The 16,971-nt window shown below is 64.5% G+C and carries 12 protein-coding genes and 1 pseudogene; 10 read left to right on the top strand and 3 right to left on the bottom strand.

The features are described from left to right. The first annotated feature begins 49 nt into the window (after positions 1-49). The 6 genes from L1O03_RS04745 to galE all read left to right on the top strand — a co-directional run bounded on the left by L1O03_RS04745 (position 50) and on the right by galE (position 5,486). Positions 50-562: a DUF3099 domain-containing protein gene (locus L1O03_RS04745; protein ID WP_236118289.1), complete on the top strand. Its 513-nt coding sequence runs from the start codon at positions 50-52 to the stop codon at positions 560-562. Then, the gene (locus L1O03_RS04740) at positions 563-2,152 is read left to right on the top strand and encodes a DUF7782 domain-containing protein (protein ID WP_236118288.1); all 1,590 of its coding nucleotides are present in this window, start codon (positions 563-565) and stop codon (positions 2,150-2,152) included. It abuts the gene before it with no gap. 1 nt (position 2,153) lies between these two features. Beyond that, positions 2,154-2,591 (top strand): D-aminoacyl-tRNA deacylase, encoded by a 438-nt coding sequence (gene dtd, locus L1O03_RS04735; protein WP_236118287.1) that lies wholly within the window; start codon positions 2,154-2,156, stop codon positions 2,589-2,591. Positions 2,592-2,680: 89 nt separating this feature from the next. Continuing rightward, positions 2,681-3,679 carry a sigma-70 family RNA polymerase sigma factor gene (locus L1O03_RS04730; protein ID WP_236118286.1) on the top strand — a complete coding sequence of 333 codons (999 nt, stop codon included), beginning with the start codon at positions 2,681-2,683 and terminating at the stop codon, positions 3,677-3,679. Positions 3,680-3,809: 130 nt separating this feature from the next. Next, complete coding sequence (locus L1O03_RS04725; RefSeq protein ID WP_236118285.1) at positions 3,810-4,490, top strand: metal-dependent transcriptional regulator; 681 nt, start codon at positions 3,810-3,812, stop codon at positions 4,488-4,490. Between the two features lie 9 nt (positions 4,491-4,499). Then, positions 4,500-5,486: a UDP-glucose 4-epimerase GalE gene (gene galE / locus L1O03_RS04720; protein WP_236118284.1), complete on the top strand. Its 987-nt coding sequence runs from the start codon at positions 4,500-4,502 to the stop codon at positions 5,484-5,486. On the opposite strand, the gene L1O03_RS04715 is transcribed toward galE, so the two are convergent. Further along, positions 5,483-6,544 carry a DUF4192 domain-containing protein gene (locus L1O03_RS04715; protein WP_236118283.1) on the bottom strand — a complete coding sequence of 354 codons (1,062 nt, stop codon included), beginning with the start codon at positions 6,542-6,544 and terminating at the stop codon, positions 5,483-5,485. The two genes, galE and L1O03_RS04715, sit on opposite strands and share 4 nt — an antisense overlap. 237 nt (positions 6,545-6,781) lie before the next feature. On the opposite strand from L1O03_RS04715, the pseudogene L1O03_RS04710 reads away from it, so the two are divergent. Together L1O03_RS04710 and L1O03_RS04705 are read left to right on the top strand one after the other, a co-directional pair. Then, positions 6,782-7,762 (top strand): annotated as a pseudogene (locus tag L1O03_RS04710) (PAC2 family protein); the annotation flags it as partial. 230 nt (positions 7,763-7,992) lie between these two features. Next, on the top strand, positions 7,993-10,548 hold the full coding sequence (locus L1O03_RS04705; RefSeq protein WP_236118282.1) for a DEAD/DEAH box helicase: 2,556 nt from the start codon (positions 7,993-7,995) through the stop codon (positions 10,546-10,548). Between the two features lie 136 nt (positions 10,549-10,684). Here the strand turns inward: L1O03_RS04705 and ahpD are convergent, their stop codons facing one another. After that, positions 10,685-11,209 carry an alkylhydroperoxidase, AhpD family gene (ahpD, locus tag L1O03_RS04700; protein ID WP_236118281.1) on the bottom strand — a complete coding sequence of 175 codons (525 nt, stop codon included), beginning with the start codon at positions 11,207-11,209 and terminating at the stop codon, positions 10,685-10,687. Further along, the gene (locus tag L1O03_RS04695) at positions 11,209-11,805 is read right to left on the bottom strand and encodes a peroxiredoxin (RefSeq protein WP_236118280.1); all 597 of its coding nucleotides are present in this window, start codon (positions 11,803-11,805) and stop codon (positions 11,209-11,211) included. Before L1O03_RS04695 ends, ahpD begins: the two co-directional genes overlap by 1 nt. 156 nt (positions 11,806-11,961) lie before the next feature. Between L1O03_RS04695 and L1O03_RS04690 the strand changes: the two genes are divergently transcribed. Together L1O03_RS04690 and hrpA are read left to right on the top strand one after the other, a co-directional pair. Further along, entirely contained in the window at positions 11,962-12,912 is a 951-nt protein-coding gene (locus L1O03_RS04690) for a hydrogen peroxide-inducible genes activator (protein ID WP_236118279.1), read from the top strand. A gap of 90 nt (positions 12,913-13,002) precedes the next feature. Next, positions 13,003-16,929: an ATP-dependent RNA helicase HrpA gene (gene hrpA / locus L1O03_RS04685; RefSeq protein WP_236118278.1), complete on the top strand. Its 3,927-nt coding sequence runs from the start codon at positions 13,003-13,005 to the stop codon at positions 16,927-16,929. The last annotated feature ends 42 nt before the right edge of the window (positions 16,930-16,971 follow it).

Genomic DNA, 16,971 nt, shown 5'->3' with positions numbered 1-16,971 from the left:
GCGCCAGGGTTCTGCTTCCCCTCTTACTCTAGGACGCTACCCTGAGAGCATGAGTGAGGAGACTATCGACGGTACTCCCGAGGAACCGCAGGGGCACATCCGCCCAGCTCGTCGCTGGTGGCGCCATGGGATTCTCGGCCGCCACCGCGCGCAGCTCATCACTGATGCCCGACGCTCCCCCGTGGAGGATCTCCATCACCGGGAGCGCGTCTACGCGTGGATCCAGGCCTCACGCATCCCCCTCATTATCGTGGCCTTGCTCTTGTATTGGTGGTGGGGAAACATCTGGCTAAGCGGCGGGATCTTCTTCATCTCCATCCCGCTGCCCTGGATTGCGGTGGTCATCGCGAATCTTCGGGGAGAGCCGCGCGATCCCCGGGCCCCCAAGGTGTATAAGCCCGCCCTGGCGCGCGAGCAAGCGGAGTGGGAGCTCGAGCAGACCCGTGCCGCGGCCCTCGGCGCCGCGCCGGACGAAGCAGACAACCTCCCCGATGTCATCGATCACTCCGATCCCACAGCCCCCTCCGACCCCTCCTCGTCTTCATCGAAAGGGACAGACTAAGTGACCTCCTCGCAGGACCACACCACCCTCGGCGACGACGCCGAGCGGTGGGTACCCGCCCTCGTCGCCCGCTTCCGCGCTGATGGTTATGACTCCGACGGCCTCCTCGACCTGTTAGGCCCCACCACCATGGCCACCCTCCACCGCGGCGAGCCGGGCGCCGTCCGGTACCGCTGCGCGCGCCGCCTCCGCGAGGACCCCTCCCTAAAGCGCCGCGTCCAGTGGGTGCGTCTTCTCATCCTGGGTGATTCCATGGCATCCGATGAGCTCGTCGCCCTCCTCGGCGAGGAGCTCACCGCCGACGTGCGCGCAGCCACGATCCTCCGCCCATCCCCCGAGGATCCTTCCTCCCTCCAGGCCGGCATCGACATCCGACCCCACATCATCGACGGTGCCCAGCACTGGGTGTTCTCCGACCGCGATGCCTCCTTCACCCGCCACGTGCCCGGCCGGGATCACGTCCTCGGCGTGGGGGCCGCCAGCCTCTCCCTCCTCGACGCCACCCCCACCACACCGACCGGCCGCGTCCTCGACCTCGGCTGCGGTTCGGGGATCCAGACGCTGGGCCAGTGGCGCTGCGCCCGGGAGATCGTCGCCACCGACGTCCACCCGCCCGCCCTCGCCTTCGCCCGCGCGACCTGCCTCGCCGCGCCCCAGGAGGACGCCCCCTCGCTCTCCGTGCGCTGCGGCTCCTGGTTCGAGCCCGTGGCCGGCGAGCTCTTCGACCGCATCGTGGCCAATCCGCCTTTCGTCGTCGCGACACCCACCGTGGGGCACGTCTATCGCGACTCCGGGTTCGACCTCGACGGCGCAACCGAACGCGTCATCCAGGGCGCCTGCGAACACCTCGCGGAGGATGGACAGGCCTTCCTCCTCGGGGCGTGGGTGGATACGGAGAGTACCCCGTGGCAGCAGCGCGTCGCGTCGTGGATGCCCGAGCAGGGAGTTACTGCCTGGGTGATCCAGCGGGACCTCGTCGACCCGGAACTCTACGTGGGAACGTGGATCGCGGACGAGGGCCTCGATGTCCGCGACCCCGCCGCCCAGCAGCGAACCCAGGAGTGGCTGGAGCACTTTGAGCGCGCCGGGGTGCGGGGTATCGGCATGGGGATCATCGCGATCGAGCGCATCGGGGATGCTCCGAGCGAGGTTCTCGCCGAAGACCTCCCTCAGGGCATGAGCGACCCCCTCGCCCCCGAGATTGAGGAGTACTTCGAGCGCGTGCGCTGGCTGCGCGAGCAGACGCCAGATTCTCTCCTCGACGCGCGCTATCGCCTGCGCCCCGGGCTCGCGAAGGAGGACATCGCACTGCCCGATGAGGAGTCCGGGATGGGTTTCCAGCGCGCAACGCTTCGCATCACGCGGACCGATGGGCCCAGGTTTAGCCACGAGATCGACGAAGCCTTGCTGAGCATCCTCTCCGGCCTTCATCCCCAGGGGATGACGCTGCGCGATGTCCTCCAGCTCTGGGCGACTGTTCACGGCGTCGACCCGCAGGCGCGCTCGCCCGAGGGCAGTAGCGTGGAGGAGGATGTGCGGGCGGCTGTCGTCGACTGTGTCCGCCATGGGATGATACTTCCGGAGGTATGACATGAAAGCAGTACTGACCCGAGTGACCGAGGCGGCGGTGAGCGTCGACGACGAGGTCGTCGGCTCCATCGACGCGCCGGATACGGGCGGCATTCTCGCCCTCGTGGGAGTGGGCCGCGAGGACTCCGACACCGCCTGGGAGACCATGGTCCGCAAGATCGCGGAGCTGCGCATTCTCGACGGCGAGCGCAGCGCCACCGAAGCAGGCGCCCCCATCCTCCTCGTCAGCCAGTTCACCCTCATGGGGCGGACGGCGAAGGGCCGGCGCCCATCGTGGTCGGATGCCGCCCCCGGCCCCGAGGCTGAGCCCGTCATGAAGAAGATCGCGGCGGGTCTCCGCGAGCGCGGACTGCACGTCGAGGAGGGCCGGTTTGGCGCGATGATGGCCGTGTCCTCGGTCAACGATGGCCCCTTCACTGTCCTGGTGGAGTGCCCCTAAATCCCCGACCCCCTGATAGGGGGTGAAGGAACTATTTCTCACTCCGCCGCGTTGAAGCGGTAGGAAAGGCTAAACCTGAGGAGGCGTACATGACGCAGGCGTCCCTGCACGACCATGATGACGAAGTAGATCAGGACAATGACCGCGGAAGTCGCCGGGGACAAACCAACGATAATCCCTCACAGGACCTCGTCCGCGTTTATCTTAATGGCATCGGGAAAACCGCCCTGCTCAGCGCAGAAGATGAAGTAGAGCTCGCCCAACAAATCGAAGTCGGGCTTTATGCCGAATATCTCCTTAATGACCCCAACCGGAAGCACACCCGCGCGATGAAGCGTGACCTCAAGGTCCTCGCTCGCCAAGGGAAGAAGGCCCGGTCCCACATTCTTGAGGCCAATCTCCGGCTTGTTGTCTCCCTGGCCAAGCGTTATACCGGCCGCGGAATGCCGCTCTTGGACCTCATCCAGGAGGGGAATCTCGGGCTCATTCGCGCCATGGAGAAATTCGATTATTCCAAGGGATTTAAGTTCTCCACCTATGCCACCTGGTGGATTCGCCAGGCAATTACCCGCGGCATGGCGGATCAGTCGCGCACCATTAGGCTCCCCGTCCACCTCGTTGAGCAGGTCAACAAGCTGTCGCGCATTAAGCGGGAGCTCTACCAGAACCTCGGCCGGGAGGCCACCAATGAGGAGCTCGCCGAAGAATCGGGCATCGAGGAATCCAAGATCGAGATGCTCCTTCGCCAGTCCCGCGATCCGGTGAGCCTCGACATGCCGGTGGGCGCCGATGAGGAAGCCCCACTCGGCGACTTCATTGAGGATGCGGAAGCGACCGACGCGGAAACCGCCGTCGTCGCCTCCCTGCGCCACTCCGACATCCGCTCGGTCCTCTCCACCCTGGAGGAGCGAGAGCAAGACGTCATCCGTCTCCGCTACGGGCTCGACGACGGAGTCCCCCGCACCCTTGACCAGATTGGCCGCCGCTTCGGGCTGTCACGCGAACGAGTGCGACAAATCGAGCGCGAAGTGATGAGTAAGTTGAGGGATGGAGATCGCGCGGCACGGCTTCGCGATTATGCCCAATAACTGAAAGAGGGTGAGCATTTAGCCAGGATTTAGCACCCGGCCCAGCGGCAATGCGTGTAATCTCTCAGTTACTGGTTCATCCCACCCAGCCGTGCCTCGTTGCCCTCACTCCCGAAGAAAGGTCTCAGACGTGAATGACTTGGTTGATACCACCGAGATGTATCTGCGCACCGTGTATGAGCTGGAAGAGGAAGGCATCGTTCCGCTTCGAGCCCGTATCGCGGAGCGCCTCGAGCAGTCTGGCCCCACCGTCTCCCAGACCGTCGCCCGTATGGAGCGCGACGGCCTGCTCATCGTCCGGCCTGATCGCAGCCTCGAGATGACGGCCGAGGGCCGTGCCCGAGCCGTCGCGGTGATGCGCAAGCACCGCCTCGCTGAGCGCCTCCTCACCGACATCCTGGGGATGGATCTCCACCAGGTTCACGATGAAGCCTGCCGCTGGGAGCACGTCATGAGCGATGAGGTTGAGCGCCACATGCTCGAGAAGCTCGATGACCCCACCTACTCCCCCTTCGGAAACCCCATCCCCGGCCTCGAGGAGCTGGGCTACACCGGGTCCACCCCCACCTCCCCCGGCATCCGCGCGGCGGACATCCCGATCGGCGAGTCCTGGACCTGCAAGCTCCTCCAATTCAACGAGATTCTTCAGAATGATCGCGACCAGTACTCCGAGATGACCCGCGCGGGCGCGGTGATCGGCTCAGAGGTCGAGATCGCCAACAACTATGGGCACATCGTCCTCACCGTGAACGGCAACGAGATTGCCCTCTCCGATGACATGGCCCATGCCATCCGTATCGAACAGGTGTAAACCCCCATCATGAAACTCCTCGTCACTGGCGCTGCCGGCTATGTCGGCAGCGTTTGTGCTGCTGTACTCCTAGAGCACGGGCACGACGTCACCGTTATCGACAACCTCAGCACCGGCAATCGTGAGGCCATCCCCTCCGGAGCGCGCTTCGTCGAGGGAGATGTCAAGGACTGCGTCGATTCCGTCCTCAGCGAAGGCAACTTCGACGCCGTCCTGCACTTCGCCGCGCGTTCCCTCGTCGGCGAGTCCGTCGAGATGCCCGAGGAGTACTGGCACGGCAACGTGGCCACCACCCTCGCTCTCCTTGACTCCATGGTGGCGCACAACGTCTCCAACCTTGTGTTCTCCTCCACCGCCGCCACCTACGGCGAGCCGGCCTCCGTACCTATCACGGAGGACTTCCCCACCGCCCCCACGAACCCCTATGGGGCAACGAAGCTCTCCATCGACTACGCCATCACCTCCTATGCCCACGCTCATGGCATCGGGGCGACGAGCCTGCGCTACTTCAACGTGGCTGGGGCCTACGGCAGCATCGGTGAGAACCGCGAGATCGAGACCCACCTCATCCCGTTGATCCTGCAGGTGGCCCTCGGACATCGGGAGAAGATCTTTATCTTCGGAGATGACTGGCCCACCGCAGACGGCACCGCCGTCCGCGACTACATCCACATCCGGGATCTTGCCGACGCCCACCTCCTCGCCCTGGAGTCCAATGAACCGGGAACCCACCGGATCTACAACCTGGGCTCGGACGATGGCTACTCGGTGAAGCAGGTCATCGAGGCCTGCAGGACGGTCACCGGGCATCCGATCCCGGCTGAGGTTGCACCGCGCCGCGCCGGTGATCCGGCGGTGCTCATCGCATCCTCCGAGAAGATCATGCGCGAGCTCCACTGGAACCCCACCCGCACGGACCTGAACACCATCGTCCGCGACGCCTGGGAGTTCACCCGTCAGCTCGGCGAGCGTGCCCACTCCGCCCCTCGCGGCTAGGAGCGGGTCACCGCCGAGACAATTTTTTCAAAGGCCCCGGTCATTCCCGATCGCAAGAGGAGATGTGTGAGGGAGTGGCCGGGGTCCTCGTCGAGAGAGGCCACGAGAGCCGGGTAAAGGCGCATGGGGAATCCCTCCACGATGCTCGCCGCCGAATAGGCGCAGAGCGCATTACACCGGATCACCCCGCGGAAGGTGCGGGCGGCCACGATGGAGGCCGCGAGAACCTCCTCGCTGTGCTCCCCGATGAGGGTCATGAAGAGGTCCCGGGTGGCGTCCACGGACAAGATGAGCCCCAGCCGTGCCAGGAGATCCTCGCGGGCGCTGAGCTCCGCCTTGGACAGGCGCGCGACCTCGGCGAGCAGCTGGATCATCGTTTCGCGCCACTCCTCCCTCCAGCCCTCGAGGTGTCCAGAGTGCTTGGCGTCGGCCACCTCGCGGAGAAGATCGGGCGTGTTCTCATTGATGCGGAGTTCGATGGACTCTCGCTGCTCATCGTCCATGTGGGGGTTGCCGTGATCGAAGAAGCGGTAGGCGGATTCCCGGTCGAGGTCGGGAAGCTCCCCCTTGCGTCGGAAGGGTTCCATCGCCGGGGCGGCGACGACATTCCCGATGAGCCCGCACCGCCAGGCTTCGGGCAGCACGCCGTCTGTCCCGGACCAGGAGAGCCAATAGGGCTCGCGGGTGCAGATCTCCACCGCCTCAAAGCAAGCGACGACGTGCACCTCCCCCACCCGCTCGCGATCCACCTCGTAGAGCCGCCGGGCCGAGCGGAATCGGCGGCGGGGGTCCGTCGAGACAATGAGGGCAACCATGAACTCGGCCCGGACGTTCTCCATGTGTGTGAAGGCGGAGTGGAGGGCGGCGCGGCCATCGTCGTGATCGATGGCTGCGCAATCCGAGCGGAGGATGGGACCCAAGGTAAAACGGTCCGGCTCCTGGCGCAGAAAGCCCAGGAGGATGACGGATTCGTGGGGATAGTAGCCAAGGATGGCGGGGAGGTTCGCGAAAATTGTGCTCGGCGAAGACACCGGCGAGAAAAACTGTGCTGCTGTCATAGCTGGCATTCTTGAGGGGATCGCCCCCGCTGGCCAGAGCCCTCCGAGCAGATGGGCCATTTCTGTGGAGAACCGGATTTATCCACAGGCGACGGGCGAGCCGCTGGACAAATCGGTCCTCGTGTGCCAGTGCGTTAGAATGATAGGCCACTGTGGAATGAATTCCGTGCCGATGCCGTTATAGAGCATGGATCCTCCACCGGGGATAACACCGTGAGACGAGGAAGAAGGTGACTCATGACAAACCCGAATGGGCGCATGTATGAGCTGGAGTACCCTTCTCCGGTTGTTGACACTCACGTCTCCCAACCCACCCCGCTCATCGTCGCGCTCCAGGGTTATGCCGACGCCGGCCACGCCATCGAGATCGCATCCGATCACCTGCTGACCTCCCTGGACAGCCGGCCGCTCGCCCGCTTCAACAACGATGAGCTCATTGATTATCGTTCTCGACGCCCAGCCGTGACGATCGATCACAATCGCCTCACCTCTACCGAGCCGCTGGACCTGGACATGCGCGTCGTCAAGGATCTGAAGGACAGGACCTTCTTGCTGCTCCGGGGCCCGGAGCCGGACCTGCGCTGGGAGGCGTTCTCCCATGCGGTGGCGGACCTGGTGGAGCAGTTCGGGGTGACGCACACGATCAGCCTCTACGCCGCTCCTATGGCGGTCCCCCACACGCGGCCGCTCGTCGTGTCCGCGCATGGCAACGACCCCGACTTGGTGCAGAACCTCTTCGGCTTTGATACGCGGCTGGTGATGCCGGGCTCGGCCGCCATGCGTTTGGAGTGTGAGCTCCATCACCGTGGTCTCAACGTCGCGGGGTACACGGCGCAGGTGCCGCACTATGTGGCGGCCTCCCCTTACCCGGAGGCCTCGCTCAAGCTCCTCGAGGCCATCTCGGAGAACCTTCCGCTCGACTTCCCGCTGGCCACCCTCGAACAGGATGCGCAGCGCATCGCGGAGCAGATTCGCGAGGGCATCGCGGATAATGGGGAGATCCAGAACGTCGTGGCCTCCCTGGAACAGCAGTATGACGAGGAGATGGGCCGCTACCGGGAGGACCACCCGCAGGCGATGCTCCCCGGGGAAACCAATCTCCCCTCGGGAGAGCAGATCGGCGCGGAGTTCGAGCAGTTCCTCGCCGAGCTCGACGGCGGGTCCCCGCAGCCTCCAGTTGAGGACACCCCACCTGCCGCGGACGAAGACGAGGAGGACTGGACCCTTCCGCTCTTCGATCTCCCGGAGGACCCGCAGCCTCGGGGCCTCATCAACCCGCACAGCTACCCGGATGACATGCCCTCCCCCGGCCCCCTCGACGGCTACCCCTACGAGGCGGAGTCGCCGTGGGGGGACGAGGAGCAGGACAACGGGGACGATGGCTCCCAGTCGGAGGATGATTCCTCCTCCGACTGATATCCGCCTCGCTGACCAGTAGGCTAGTCGCTGTGAATCTTTCTGCGATGCTGCCTGACCTTGAGGATGTTCCCGACTCCCTCCTCGATGAATCGATCTTCGATTCTTTTCTCGCCTGGACGCGGGAACGCGGAATTTCGCTCTATCCTGCCCAGGAGGAGGCCTCTCTCGCGGCGCTCGCCGGGGATAATGTCATCGTCGCCACGCCGACGGGTTCCGGTAAATCCATGGTGGCTAACGCGGCCCATTTCTTCGCGCTCGCGCGTCGCCAGCGGAGCTTCTATACCGCCCCCATTAAGGCACTGGTCAATGAGAAATTCTTCTCCCTCTGCGACACATTCGGCCCCGAAAACGTGGGAATGATGACGGGCGATGCGACGGTGAATGGCCGCGCCCCGATTATCGCGGCCACAGCGGAGGTCGTCGCCAATATCGCCCTTCGCGACGGTGCCGAGGCCAATATTGACCAAGTCATCATGGACGAGTTCCATTATTATTCCGACCCCGACCGCGGTTGGGCCTGGCAAGTTCCCCTCCTCGAACTGCCCCGGGCCCAATTCATCCTCATGTCCGCCACTCTGGGGGATACGAGCGCACTCGAAAAGGACCTCAGCGAACGCACCGGGCGCACCACCACGCTCGTCTCTCACGCCGAGCGCCCCGTGCCCCTCGATTTCTCCTATGTGTATACGCCGGTCCACGAGACCATTGAGAATCTCCTCGAGGCCGGCAAAGCCCCCATTTATGTCGTGCATTTCTCCCAACGGGAAGCCACGGAGCGCGCCCAGGCTCTCACCTCGATGAGCATCATCGATAAGGAGACCAAGGAGAACATCGCAGCGGAGATCGGGGATTTCCGCTTTAGTTCCTCGTTTGGGCGCACGCTCTCCAAGCTCCTCCGCCGCGGAATTGGCATCCACCACGCGGGAATGCTGCCGAAATACCGGCGGCTGGTGGAAAAACTCTCCCAAACGGGTCTCCTCAAAGTCATCTGCGGAACGGATACCCTCGGCGTGGGTATTAATGTTCCCATCCGCACTGTGTTGATGACCGGGCTCGCGAAATTCGACGGACATAAAGACCGCATTATCCAGTCCCGCGAATTCCACCAAATCGCCGGGCGTGCCGGGCGAGCCGGATATGACACGGAGGGGACCGTCGTCGTCGAGGCCCCCGAGCATGAAATTGAGAACTGGCGGCTCCGGGAGCGCGCGGGCTCCGACCCGAAGAAGCTCAAGAAGCTGCGGAAGAAGTCCGCTCGACCGGGCGAGGTCACGTGGACGGAGAAAACCTATGAGCGGCTCACCCACCAGGAGCCGGAAGACCTCACGTCCCAATTCCAGGTATCGAACTCCATGCTCCTCAACGTGCTGGCGCGCCCCGGGAACCAGTACGCGCACCTCAAGCACCTGCTGCGCGGGAGCCACAACACGCGCACGCGGCAGAATCATGACATCCTCACCACCATCGACCTCGTGCGAGGCATGCTCAATGCCGGCATCGTCACGCGCGAGGAGGGTGCCGACGGCAGCAAGGTGCGCTATCACCTCACCGAGGACCTCCCCAGGGACTTCGCCCTTAATCAGCCGCTGGCTCCCTTCGCGCTCGCTGCGCTCACCCTCCTCGATAAGGAGAAGGACTCCTTCACCCTCGATGTGATCAGCGTATTCGAGGCGATCCTCGACGACCCGCGCCAGGTCCTCCAGGCGCAGCAGCGCGCCGAACGCGGCGAGGAAATCGCGGCGCTCAAGAACGAGGGCGTGGATTACACGGAGCGGATGGCGATCGTCGAGGAAATTACCTACCCCATGCCGCTGGTCGAGGAGCTTGACCAAGCCTTCGCCGTGTTCGCCGAGGGGCACCCTTGGGTGAAGGAATTCGACATTTCGCCGAAGTCGGTCGTCCGGCACATGATCGAGCACGGCATGACCTTCTCCGACCTCATCGCCACCTACGGGCTGGGGCGTTCGGAGGGCGTCGTCCTGCGCTATCTCACGGATGCGTGGCGCACGCTCTCCCGCTCGGTCCCCGATGAGTATTACACCGATGAGCTTGATGACATCGTCGAGTGGCTGGGTGAGATGGTCCGCCAGGTGGACTCGTCCCTCCTCGATGAGTGGGCCCACATGGCGGACCCCGACGCTCCGGTGTCCTCCGAGGTCGTCGACAAGGAGCGCGCCTTCGGCGTCACGAACCCTGATGCCCTCAGCGCGAATCGCCGGGCCTTCACGATCATGATTCGGAACTACCTCTTCCGCATCGTGGAGCTCTTTGCCTTTGAGAAGGAGGAGCGGCTGGCCGAACTCCTCGACTACCTCGACGCCGACTCCACCCCCGAGTGGGGCCCCGCCCTCGACGACTACTTCGATGAATACGCCGACCTCGATCTCGGCCCCGACGCCCGCGGCCCGGAGTACTTCCGCATCGAAGACCGCCAGGCAAACAACGGCAGGACGTGGACAGCCCGCCAGATCATCAAGGACCCGGAGGATGACCGCTCCTTCCAGTTGGTCGCCACGATCGACCTCGACGCCTCCGACGAGGCCGGGGAAATCCGGCTCTCTGAGCTCCGCCTCGAACAGCACTAGGGCCCGAACAGCACTAGGGCCCGGGTTTCACCCCCGCCCCACCCCCGCCCCCGGGTAGGGCCTCCCCCTACAACGCAGCACCGCCGATGAGCACGAGCGCTCATCGGCGGTGCCGAGGTACACACATGGGATAGTGTTAGCGGGCAGCCTCCACCTGGACGACCTGGGCGATCGCCTGCACAACGGCGGCGACCTTCACGGCCTCCCAGACCTGCTCCTTGGTGAGCCCCTCGGAGCGGACGGTCTTGTCGTGAGCAACGGAGCAGTGCTCGCAGCCGTTGATCGTCGACACGGCGAGGGACCACAGCTCGAAGTCGGCCTTCTCAACGCCCGGCTTCGCGATGATGTTCATCCGCAGGCCGAACTTGACCTGGGCGTAGTCATCGCCCAGCCAGCTCTTCGCGCGGTACGCAACGTTGTTCATCGCCATGATGCTGGCAGCACCCAGCGCGGCGTTGAACGCCTCCTCAGAGAGGTGCTCGGAGGCCTCCTCGGAGATCTCCGAGAACACGGTGTCGTTGCGGGTCGCGGCAGCCGAGGCCAGCAGGGCGCCCCAGAGCTGCTGCTCGTTGAGCTCGGTCGAGCGGCTCAGAGAGCCAAGGTTGAGCTTGAGGTCCTTGGCGTACTCCGGAAGACCGGAACGAAGGTTATCGATGCTCATTACTTCAGGGCCTCCTGAACAACATCCATCTTGTTGATGTTCTTGGTCGGGTCGTTGGCCTGCCAGTTGCACGCGCAGACCTCTTCGGACTGGAGGGCGTCGAGGACACGGAGGACCTCGTCAACGTTGCGGCCCACGGCGTCGGGGGTCACGGAGACGAACTGGATGACGCCATCGGGATCGATGATGAAGGTGGCACGGTCGGCAACACCGTCAGCGTTCTCCACACCGAGGGCGCGGATGAGATCGTGGCGGATGTCGGAGAACATCGGGAAGGGGATCTCCTTCAGCTCCGGGTGGGTGGCGCGCCAGTTGAAGTGGGAGAACTCGTTGTCGGTGGAACCGCCGAGGATCTGGGTGTCGCGGTCCTCGAACTCCTCGTTCAGCTTGCCGAACGCGGCGATCTCGGTCGGGCACACGAAGGTGAAGTCCTTCGGGTAGAAGAAGACAACCTTCCACTTGCCCTGGTACTTGTCCAGGGAGACGGTCTCAAAGTAATCCTCAGGCTGCTGCGCATTAGCCTGGTGGAGGTCACCGCCCTTGAGCGCGGTGAGCTCGAACTCGGGGAACTTCTCGCCAACAGTCAGAATCGACATTGTGAAAACTCCTTTTCAGGGATCTGTCTGTCCACCGAAGCGGCAACTCTCTTACGGTGGCGACGGCCCGACGGGCCGCCAACGAGTCCCATTATGCACAAGGTTCCAGGAAGCGTCAATAGGACTTTCTGACCAACATCCGTTATAGTTATAGGCGTGCTTAATAAAGACTACCGACCAACCCTGGCCCAACTCCGAACCTTCGTGACGGTGGCCGAGAACCGCCACTTCGGCGTCGCGGCGTCGAAATTGGGCATCTCCCAGCCTTCGCTCTCCCAGGCGCTCGTCGCCCTCGAGCACGGCCTGGGTATTCAGCTCATTGAGCGCTCTACCCGCAAGGTGCTCGTGACCCCCACGGGCCTGGAGCTCCTTCCCCTCGCGAAGGCCACCCTCGATGCCGCCGACGCCTTCCTCTCCCGCTCCAAGGGGGTGCAGGGAATGCTCACCGGGACGTTGACAATTGGCATCATCCCGACAGTCGCGCCGTACATCCTCCCCCGGCTGCTCGAACTCATTAAGCAGGATTATCCAGACCTCGAGCTCAGCATCGTGGAGGACCAAACCCATCACCTCGAGGACCTCCTCCGCGATGGCCACATTGACGTGGCACTCATGGCCGTCCCCAGCGAGATCACGGGCATGAAGGAAATCCCCCTCTACCACGAGGATTTCGTCGTGGTTGTGCCGGAGGACCACCGCTTCGCCGGGCACACGAACCTCTCCCTCTCTAGCCTTGAGAAGCTCGACCTCCTCCTTCTCGACGACGGCCACTGCCTCCACGACCAGATCGTCGAGCTCTGCCGCCAGGCCAATGTCAACCCCTCCGAGGCGGCTCACGCCATTACCCGAGCCTCCAGCCTCACGACGGTGATGCAGCTGGTCATCGCCGGCTTGGGCTCCACCCTCGTCCCGATCTCCGCCCTGGCCACGGAGTGCCAGCGCCCCGGCCTCGCCACCGCGACCTTCGCCCCGGAGGTCACCGCGCGCCGCCAGATCGGGTTGGTCTACCGCCACTCGAGCGCCCGGGAAGACGAGTTCCACGCTTTTGGCGTGCTCATCTCCCAGGCTTTCAAGGAGACCGCCGAGGAAAGCTCCCACCTCCTCTAATCCCCGCTCCAGCCGCAGGGCATCCCGCTGGGTTTGTCTCCGAGGGGTCGCGCGTCGTTCCCACTGCGGGAAGTACACTGAAGGGCCGATATGTCTTCGCACTCTCCATCTTCGTCTCCCCGCCCGCACGCGCCGTCGAAGGCGGAGCTCTACCGCCGCCTGGACGGGGTGAGCATCGCTGAGGAGCGTCGCTTCCGTCGCAGGCTTAAGAAGGCCCGCTCGCCACAGGCGCTCAGCGCTATTGAGAAGGATCTTGCCCACGCTGAGCAGCGTGTTGCGCGCCGGGACGCGCTGATCCCGGAGATCGCGTATCCCTCCCAGCTGCCGGTGAGCGAGCGGCGCGACGACATCGCGGAGGCGATCGAGAAGAACCAGGTCGTCATCATTGCCGGCGAGACGGGGTCGGGAAAGACGACCCAGATCCCCAAGATTTGCCTCGACATCGGCCGTGGGCGCCGAGGGCTCATCGGCCATACGCAGCCGCGACGCATCGCCGCCCGGACAGTCGCCGAGCGCATCGCCGACGAGCTAGGCCAGAACATCGGTGAGGCCGTCGGCTATGCCATCCGCTTCGACGATCGCGTCTCGGCCTCCACGTCGGTCAAGCTCATGACCGACGGCATCCTCCTCGCGGAAATGCAGCGCGACCGCTACTTCGAGGCCTATGACACCATCATCATCGACGAGGCACACGAACGAAGCCTCAACATCGACTTCCTCCTCGGCTACCTGAAGAAGCTCCTCCCCCGCCGCCCGGACCTCAAGGTCATCATCACGTCGGCGACCATCGATCCGGAGAGTTTCGCCGAGCACTTCGCAGCCCCCGACGGCACCCCCGCGCCCATCATCGAGGTCTCCGGCCGCACCTATCCCGTGGAGGTGCGCTATCGCCCCCTGGAAGTCGAGCGCGGAGAGAAACTCGTCGACATCGACCCCCTCGATGGCGTCCTTCAGGCCTGCGAGGAGCTCATGGCCGAGGGCCCCGGCGATATCCTCTGCTTCTTCCCCGGCGAGCGCGATATCCGCGATGCCGCCGAAGCCATCGAGGGCCGCCGCTGGAAGAACGTGGAAGTCACCCCGCTCTTCGGCCGGCTCTCCAACCAGGAGCAGCACCGGGTCTTCTCGCCCCACTCGGGCCGACGCATTGTCCTGGCCACGAACATCGCGGAGACCTCGCTGACCGTCCCCGGTATCCGCTATGTGGTTGACACCGGGACCGCACGCATCTCCCGCTACTCGGTGCGCACCAAAGTTCAGCGATTACCTATTGAACCGATATCTCAGGCGAGCGCGAATCAGCGCTCCGGGCGCTGCGGCCGAGTCGCCGAGGGCATCGCGATCCGCCTCTACTCCGAAGAGGACTTCCTCTCCCGGCCGGAGTTCACCGACCCCGAGATTCTCCGCACCAATCTCGCCAGCGTCATCCTCCACATGGCGCACCTCCGCCTCGGGGACATCAGCCAATTCCCCTTCGTCCAGCCGCCCGAGCACAAAGCCATCCGCGATGGCCTCCTTCTCCTCCACGAGCTCGGCGCGCTGAGCGGGGATGAGCAGCACAATGAGCCGGTGCTGACCCCTATTGGCTCGACGCTCGCCCAGATCCCCGTCGACCCCCGCATGGGCCGCATGCTCATCGAGGCCGACCACTGGGGGTGTCTGCGCGACACGATCGTCATCGTCGCTGCGATGACCATCCAGGACGTGCGCGAGCGACCCCTCGAGTTCCAGGCCCAAGCGGATCAGAAGCACGCCCGGTTCAAGGACAAGAAGAGCGACTTCCTCGGCACGCTCAAGCTCTGGGACTACATCTCCGAGCAGCGGCGCGAGCTCTCCGGCAACAAGTTCCGCAAGCTCATGCAGGCGGAGTACCTGCACTATCTCCGGATCCGGGAGTGGCGGGACCTCGTCGCACAGCTCCATGACGTCATCCGTGACCTCGGGTGGACGCTGCCCAGCGAGCGCGTCGAGGAGCGCGATCCCGACGCCATCCACCGTTCCCTTCTGGCCGGGCTTCTCTCCCACATCGGTATCCGGGAGTCGGAATCGCACGAGTTCCGAGGGGCTCGCCAAACGCGCTTCCGTATCTTCCCCGGTTCCGCCCTGGCGAAGAAGCCCCCGCAGTTCGTCATGGCGGCAGAGCTCGTCGAGACCTCGCGCCTGTGGGCGCGGCAGGTCGCGGCCATCGATCCCCAGTGGGCCGAGAGCATCGCCCCCCAGCTGCTCAAGCATCACTATTCTGAGCCCTCGTGGTCCAGGAAGAAGGCCGCCGCGCAGGTACACCAGCGCTCCACCCTCTACGGAGTTCCCGTGGTAGAGGACCGCGTGATCCCCTATCACACCGTGGACGCGCGGGCGGCCCGCGAGATCTTCATCCGTCATGCCCTCATCGAGGGTGACTGGAGCACCCACCACGCGTTCTTCCACAAGAACCGGGAGACTCTCGCGGAGGCCACGGAGGTGGAGGAGCGGCTCCGGCGTCGCGGCATCGTCGCCGATGAGGACGTGCTCTACCAGTTCTATGACGAGCGCCTCCCCGAGTCCATCACGACGGGAGCCACCTTCGACCACTGGTGGAAGAAGACCCAGCGGAAGAAGCCCCATCTCCTGGACCTGGACCTGGAGGCGCTCCTCAGCGATGAGGCCTCCGCCGCCACCGAGGTGGATTTCCCGGGGACGTGGACGCACTCCGAGCACGAGTTCGCCCTCTCCTACCGCTTCGAGCCGGGCCACCCCGAGGACGGAGTCACAGTCCATGTGCCCCTGCCCATGCTCGCCAGTGTCGATCCGACGCCCTTCTCCTGGCTCGTTCCCGGATTCCGCCACGAGCTCATCACCGAGCTCATCCGTTCCCTCCCGAAGGTCTGGCGGCGCGGCCTCGTCCCCGCCCCGGACTATGCCACGAAGGCGCTGTCCCAGCTCACTCCCTATGAGAGCTCGCTCTATGAGCAGCTCGCTGATGTGCTGCGGACCTTCGGGGCCACCGGGGTGAGCGCCTCCGATTTCGATCTCACGAAGCTGCCGCCTTATCTCCGGATGAATATTGCGGCCGTCGACAAGCGGCAGAAGGTCGTCGATTCTGATCGAGACATCGAGGCACTCCGCCGGCGGCGCTCTCAGCAGATTCGTTCCTCTGTGAGCAAGGTGAGCCGCACGATGGAGTCGGATGTCGCGAAGGAATGGACCGAGGATACCCTCGGCACCATCCCCGAGACGGTCATGACCACCGTCGACGGCCAGCAGGTGGAGGCGTATCCCGCCCTCGTCCTCGATGAACGCGGTCTTCGCATGAAGGTGCTCCCCACTCGTTCCGCCGCCGACGCTGCGATGATGACCAGCACTCTCGCGCTCCTCATGCGGGCGGTGACGATCGCCCCCAACCCTATGATTAAGGGCCTTCCCTTGCAGCAGAAGGTGGCGGTGGAGCGATACCCCCATGGCGGGGCAAAGGGCCTGGTCAACGACGCGCGGATCGCCTCCCTCCGCGATCTTCTCCTCGAGCATGGCGGCCCAGTACGCTCTCCCGCCGAGTTCCGGAAGCTCAAAGATAACGTCGTGCGCGAGGCGCCCTCTCTGGTCCGACGCACGATCGTGACGGTCGCCCCTGCGCTGGTCAGCTATGACCGCCTGCGACAGGAGCTCGACGGGTGGACGGGCGAGGCCATCGAGGACATGCGCCAGCAGTTGGACTTCATGTTCCCCCCGAATGCTCTCAGTGTTCACGGGCTGAGCCGGCTTCAGCATGTTCCCCGCTATCTCCAGGCCATGGAGATCCGGCTGGAGGATATGGACCGCGATCCTGATCGCGATGCCGATCGCCAAGACATCGTGTGGGAGGCCCAGGACTCCTTGGAAGACAAGCTCAAGCAGTTGCCAAGCACCCGGGCCACCAGCACGGCGGTTCGCGACATCCAATGGATGATCGAGGAGTTGCGCGTCAGCCTCTTTGCTCAACGGCTCGGCACCGCGCAGCCGGTCTCGCTCAAGCGGATTCGCAAGGCCATCGACAAGCTCCGCTAGCAGCCCGCCTCCGATCCAGCCGCCCCTACCTGCTGCGCTGGC

The organism is Corynebacterium uropygiale (assembly GCF_021568315.1).
Classification (GTDB): Bacteria; Actinomycetota; Actinomycetes; order Mycobacteriales; family Mycobacteriaceae; genus Corynebacterium; species Corynebacterium uropygiale.
The sequence above is the reverse complement of the archived record's forward strand: the minus strand, read 5'-3'. Positions and strand labels throughout refer to the sequence as shown.

Coding starts and splice junctions, on each gene's coding strand:
- L1O03_RS04745 (WP_236118289.1), top strand. CDS start 50: ATGAGTGAGGAGACTATCGACGGTACTCCCGAGGAACCGCAGGGGCAC.
- dtd (WP_236118287.1), top strand. CDS start 2,154: ATGAAAGCAGTACTGACCCGAGTGACCGAGGCGGCGGTGAGCGTCGAC.
- L1O03_RS04730 (WP_236118286.1), top strand. CDS start 2,681: ATGACGCAGGCGTCCCTGCACGACCATGATGACGAAGTAGATCAGGAC.
- galE (WP_236118284.1), top strand. CDS start 4,500: ATGAAACTCCTCGTCACTGGCGCTGCCGGCTATGTCGGCAGCGTTTGT.
- L1O03_RS04715 (WP_236118283.1), bottom strand. CDS start 6,544: ATGACAGCAGCACAGTTTTTCTCGCCGGTGTCTTCGCCGAGCACAATT.
- ahpD (WP_236118281.1), bottom strand. CDS start 11,209: ATGAGCATCGATAACCTTCGTTCCGGTCTTCCGGAGTACGCCAAGGAC.
- L1O03_RS04695 (WP_236118280.1), bottom strand. CDS start 11,805: ATGTCGATTCTGACTGTTGGCGAGAAGTTCCCCGAGTTCGAGCTCACC.
- hrpA (WP_236118278.1), top strand. CDS start 13,003: ATGTCTTCGCACTCTCCATCTTCGTCTCCCCGCCCGCACGCGCCGTCG.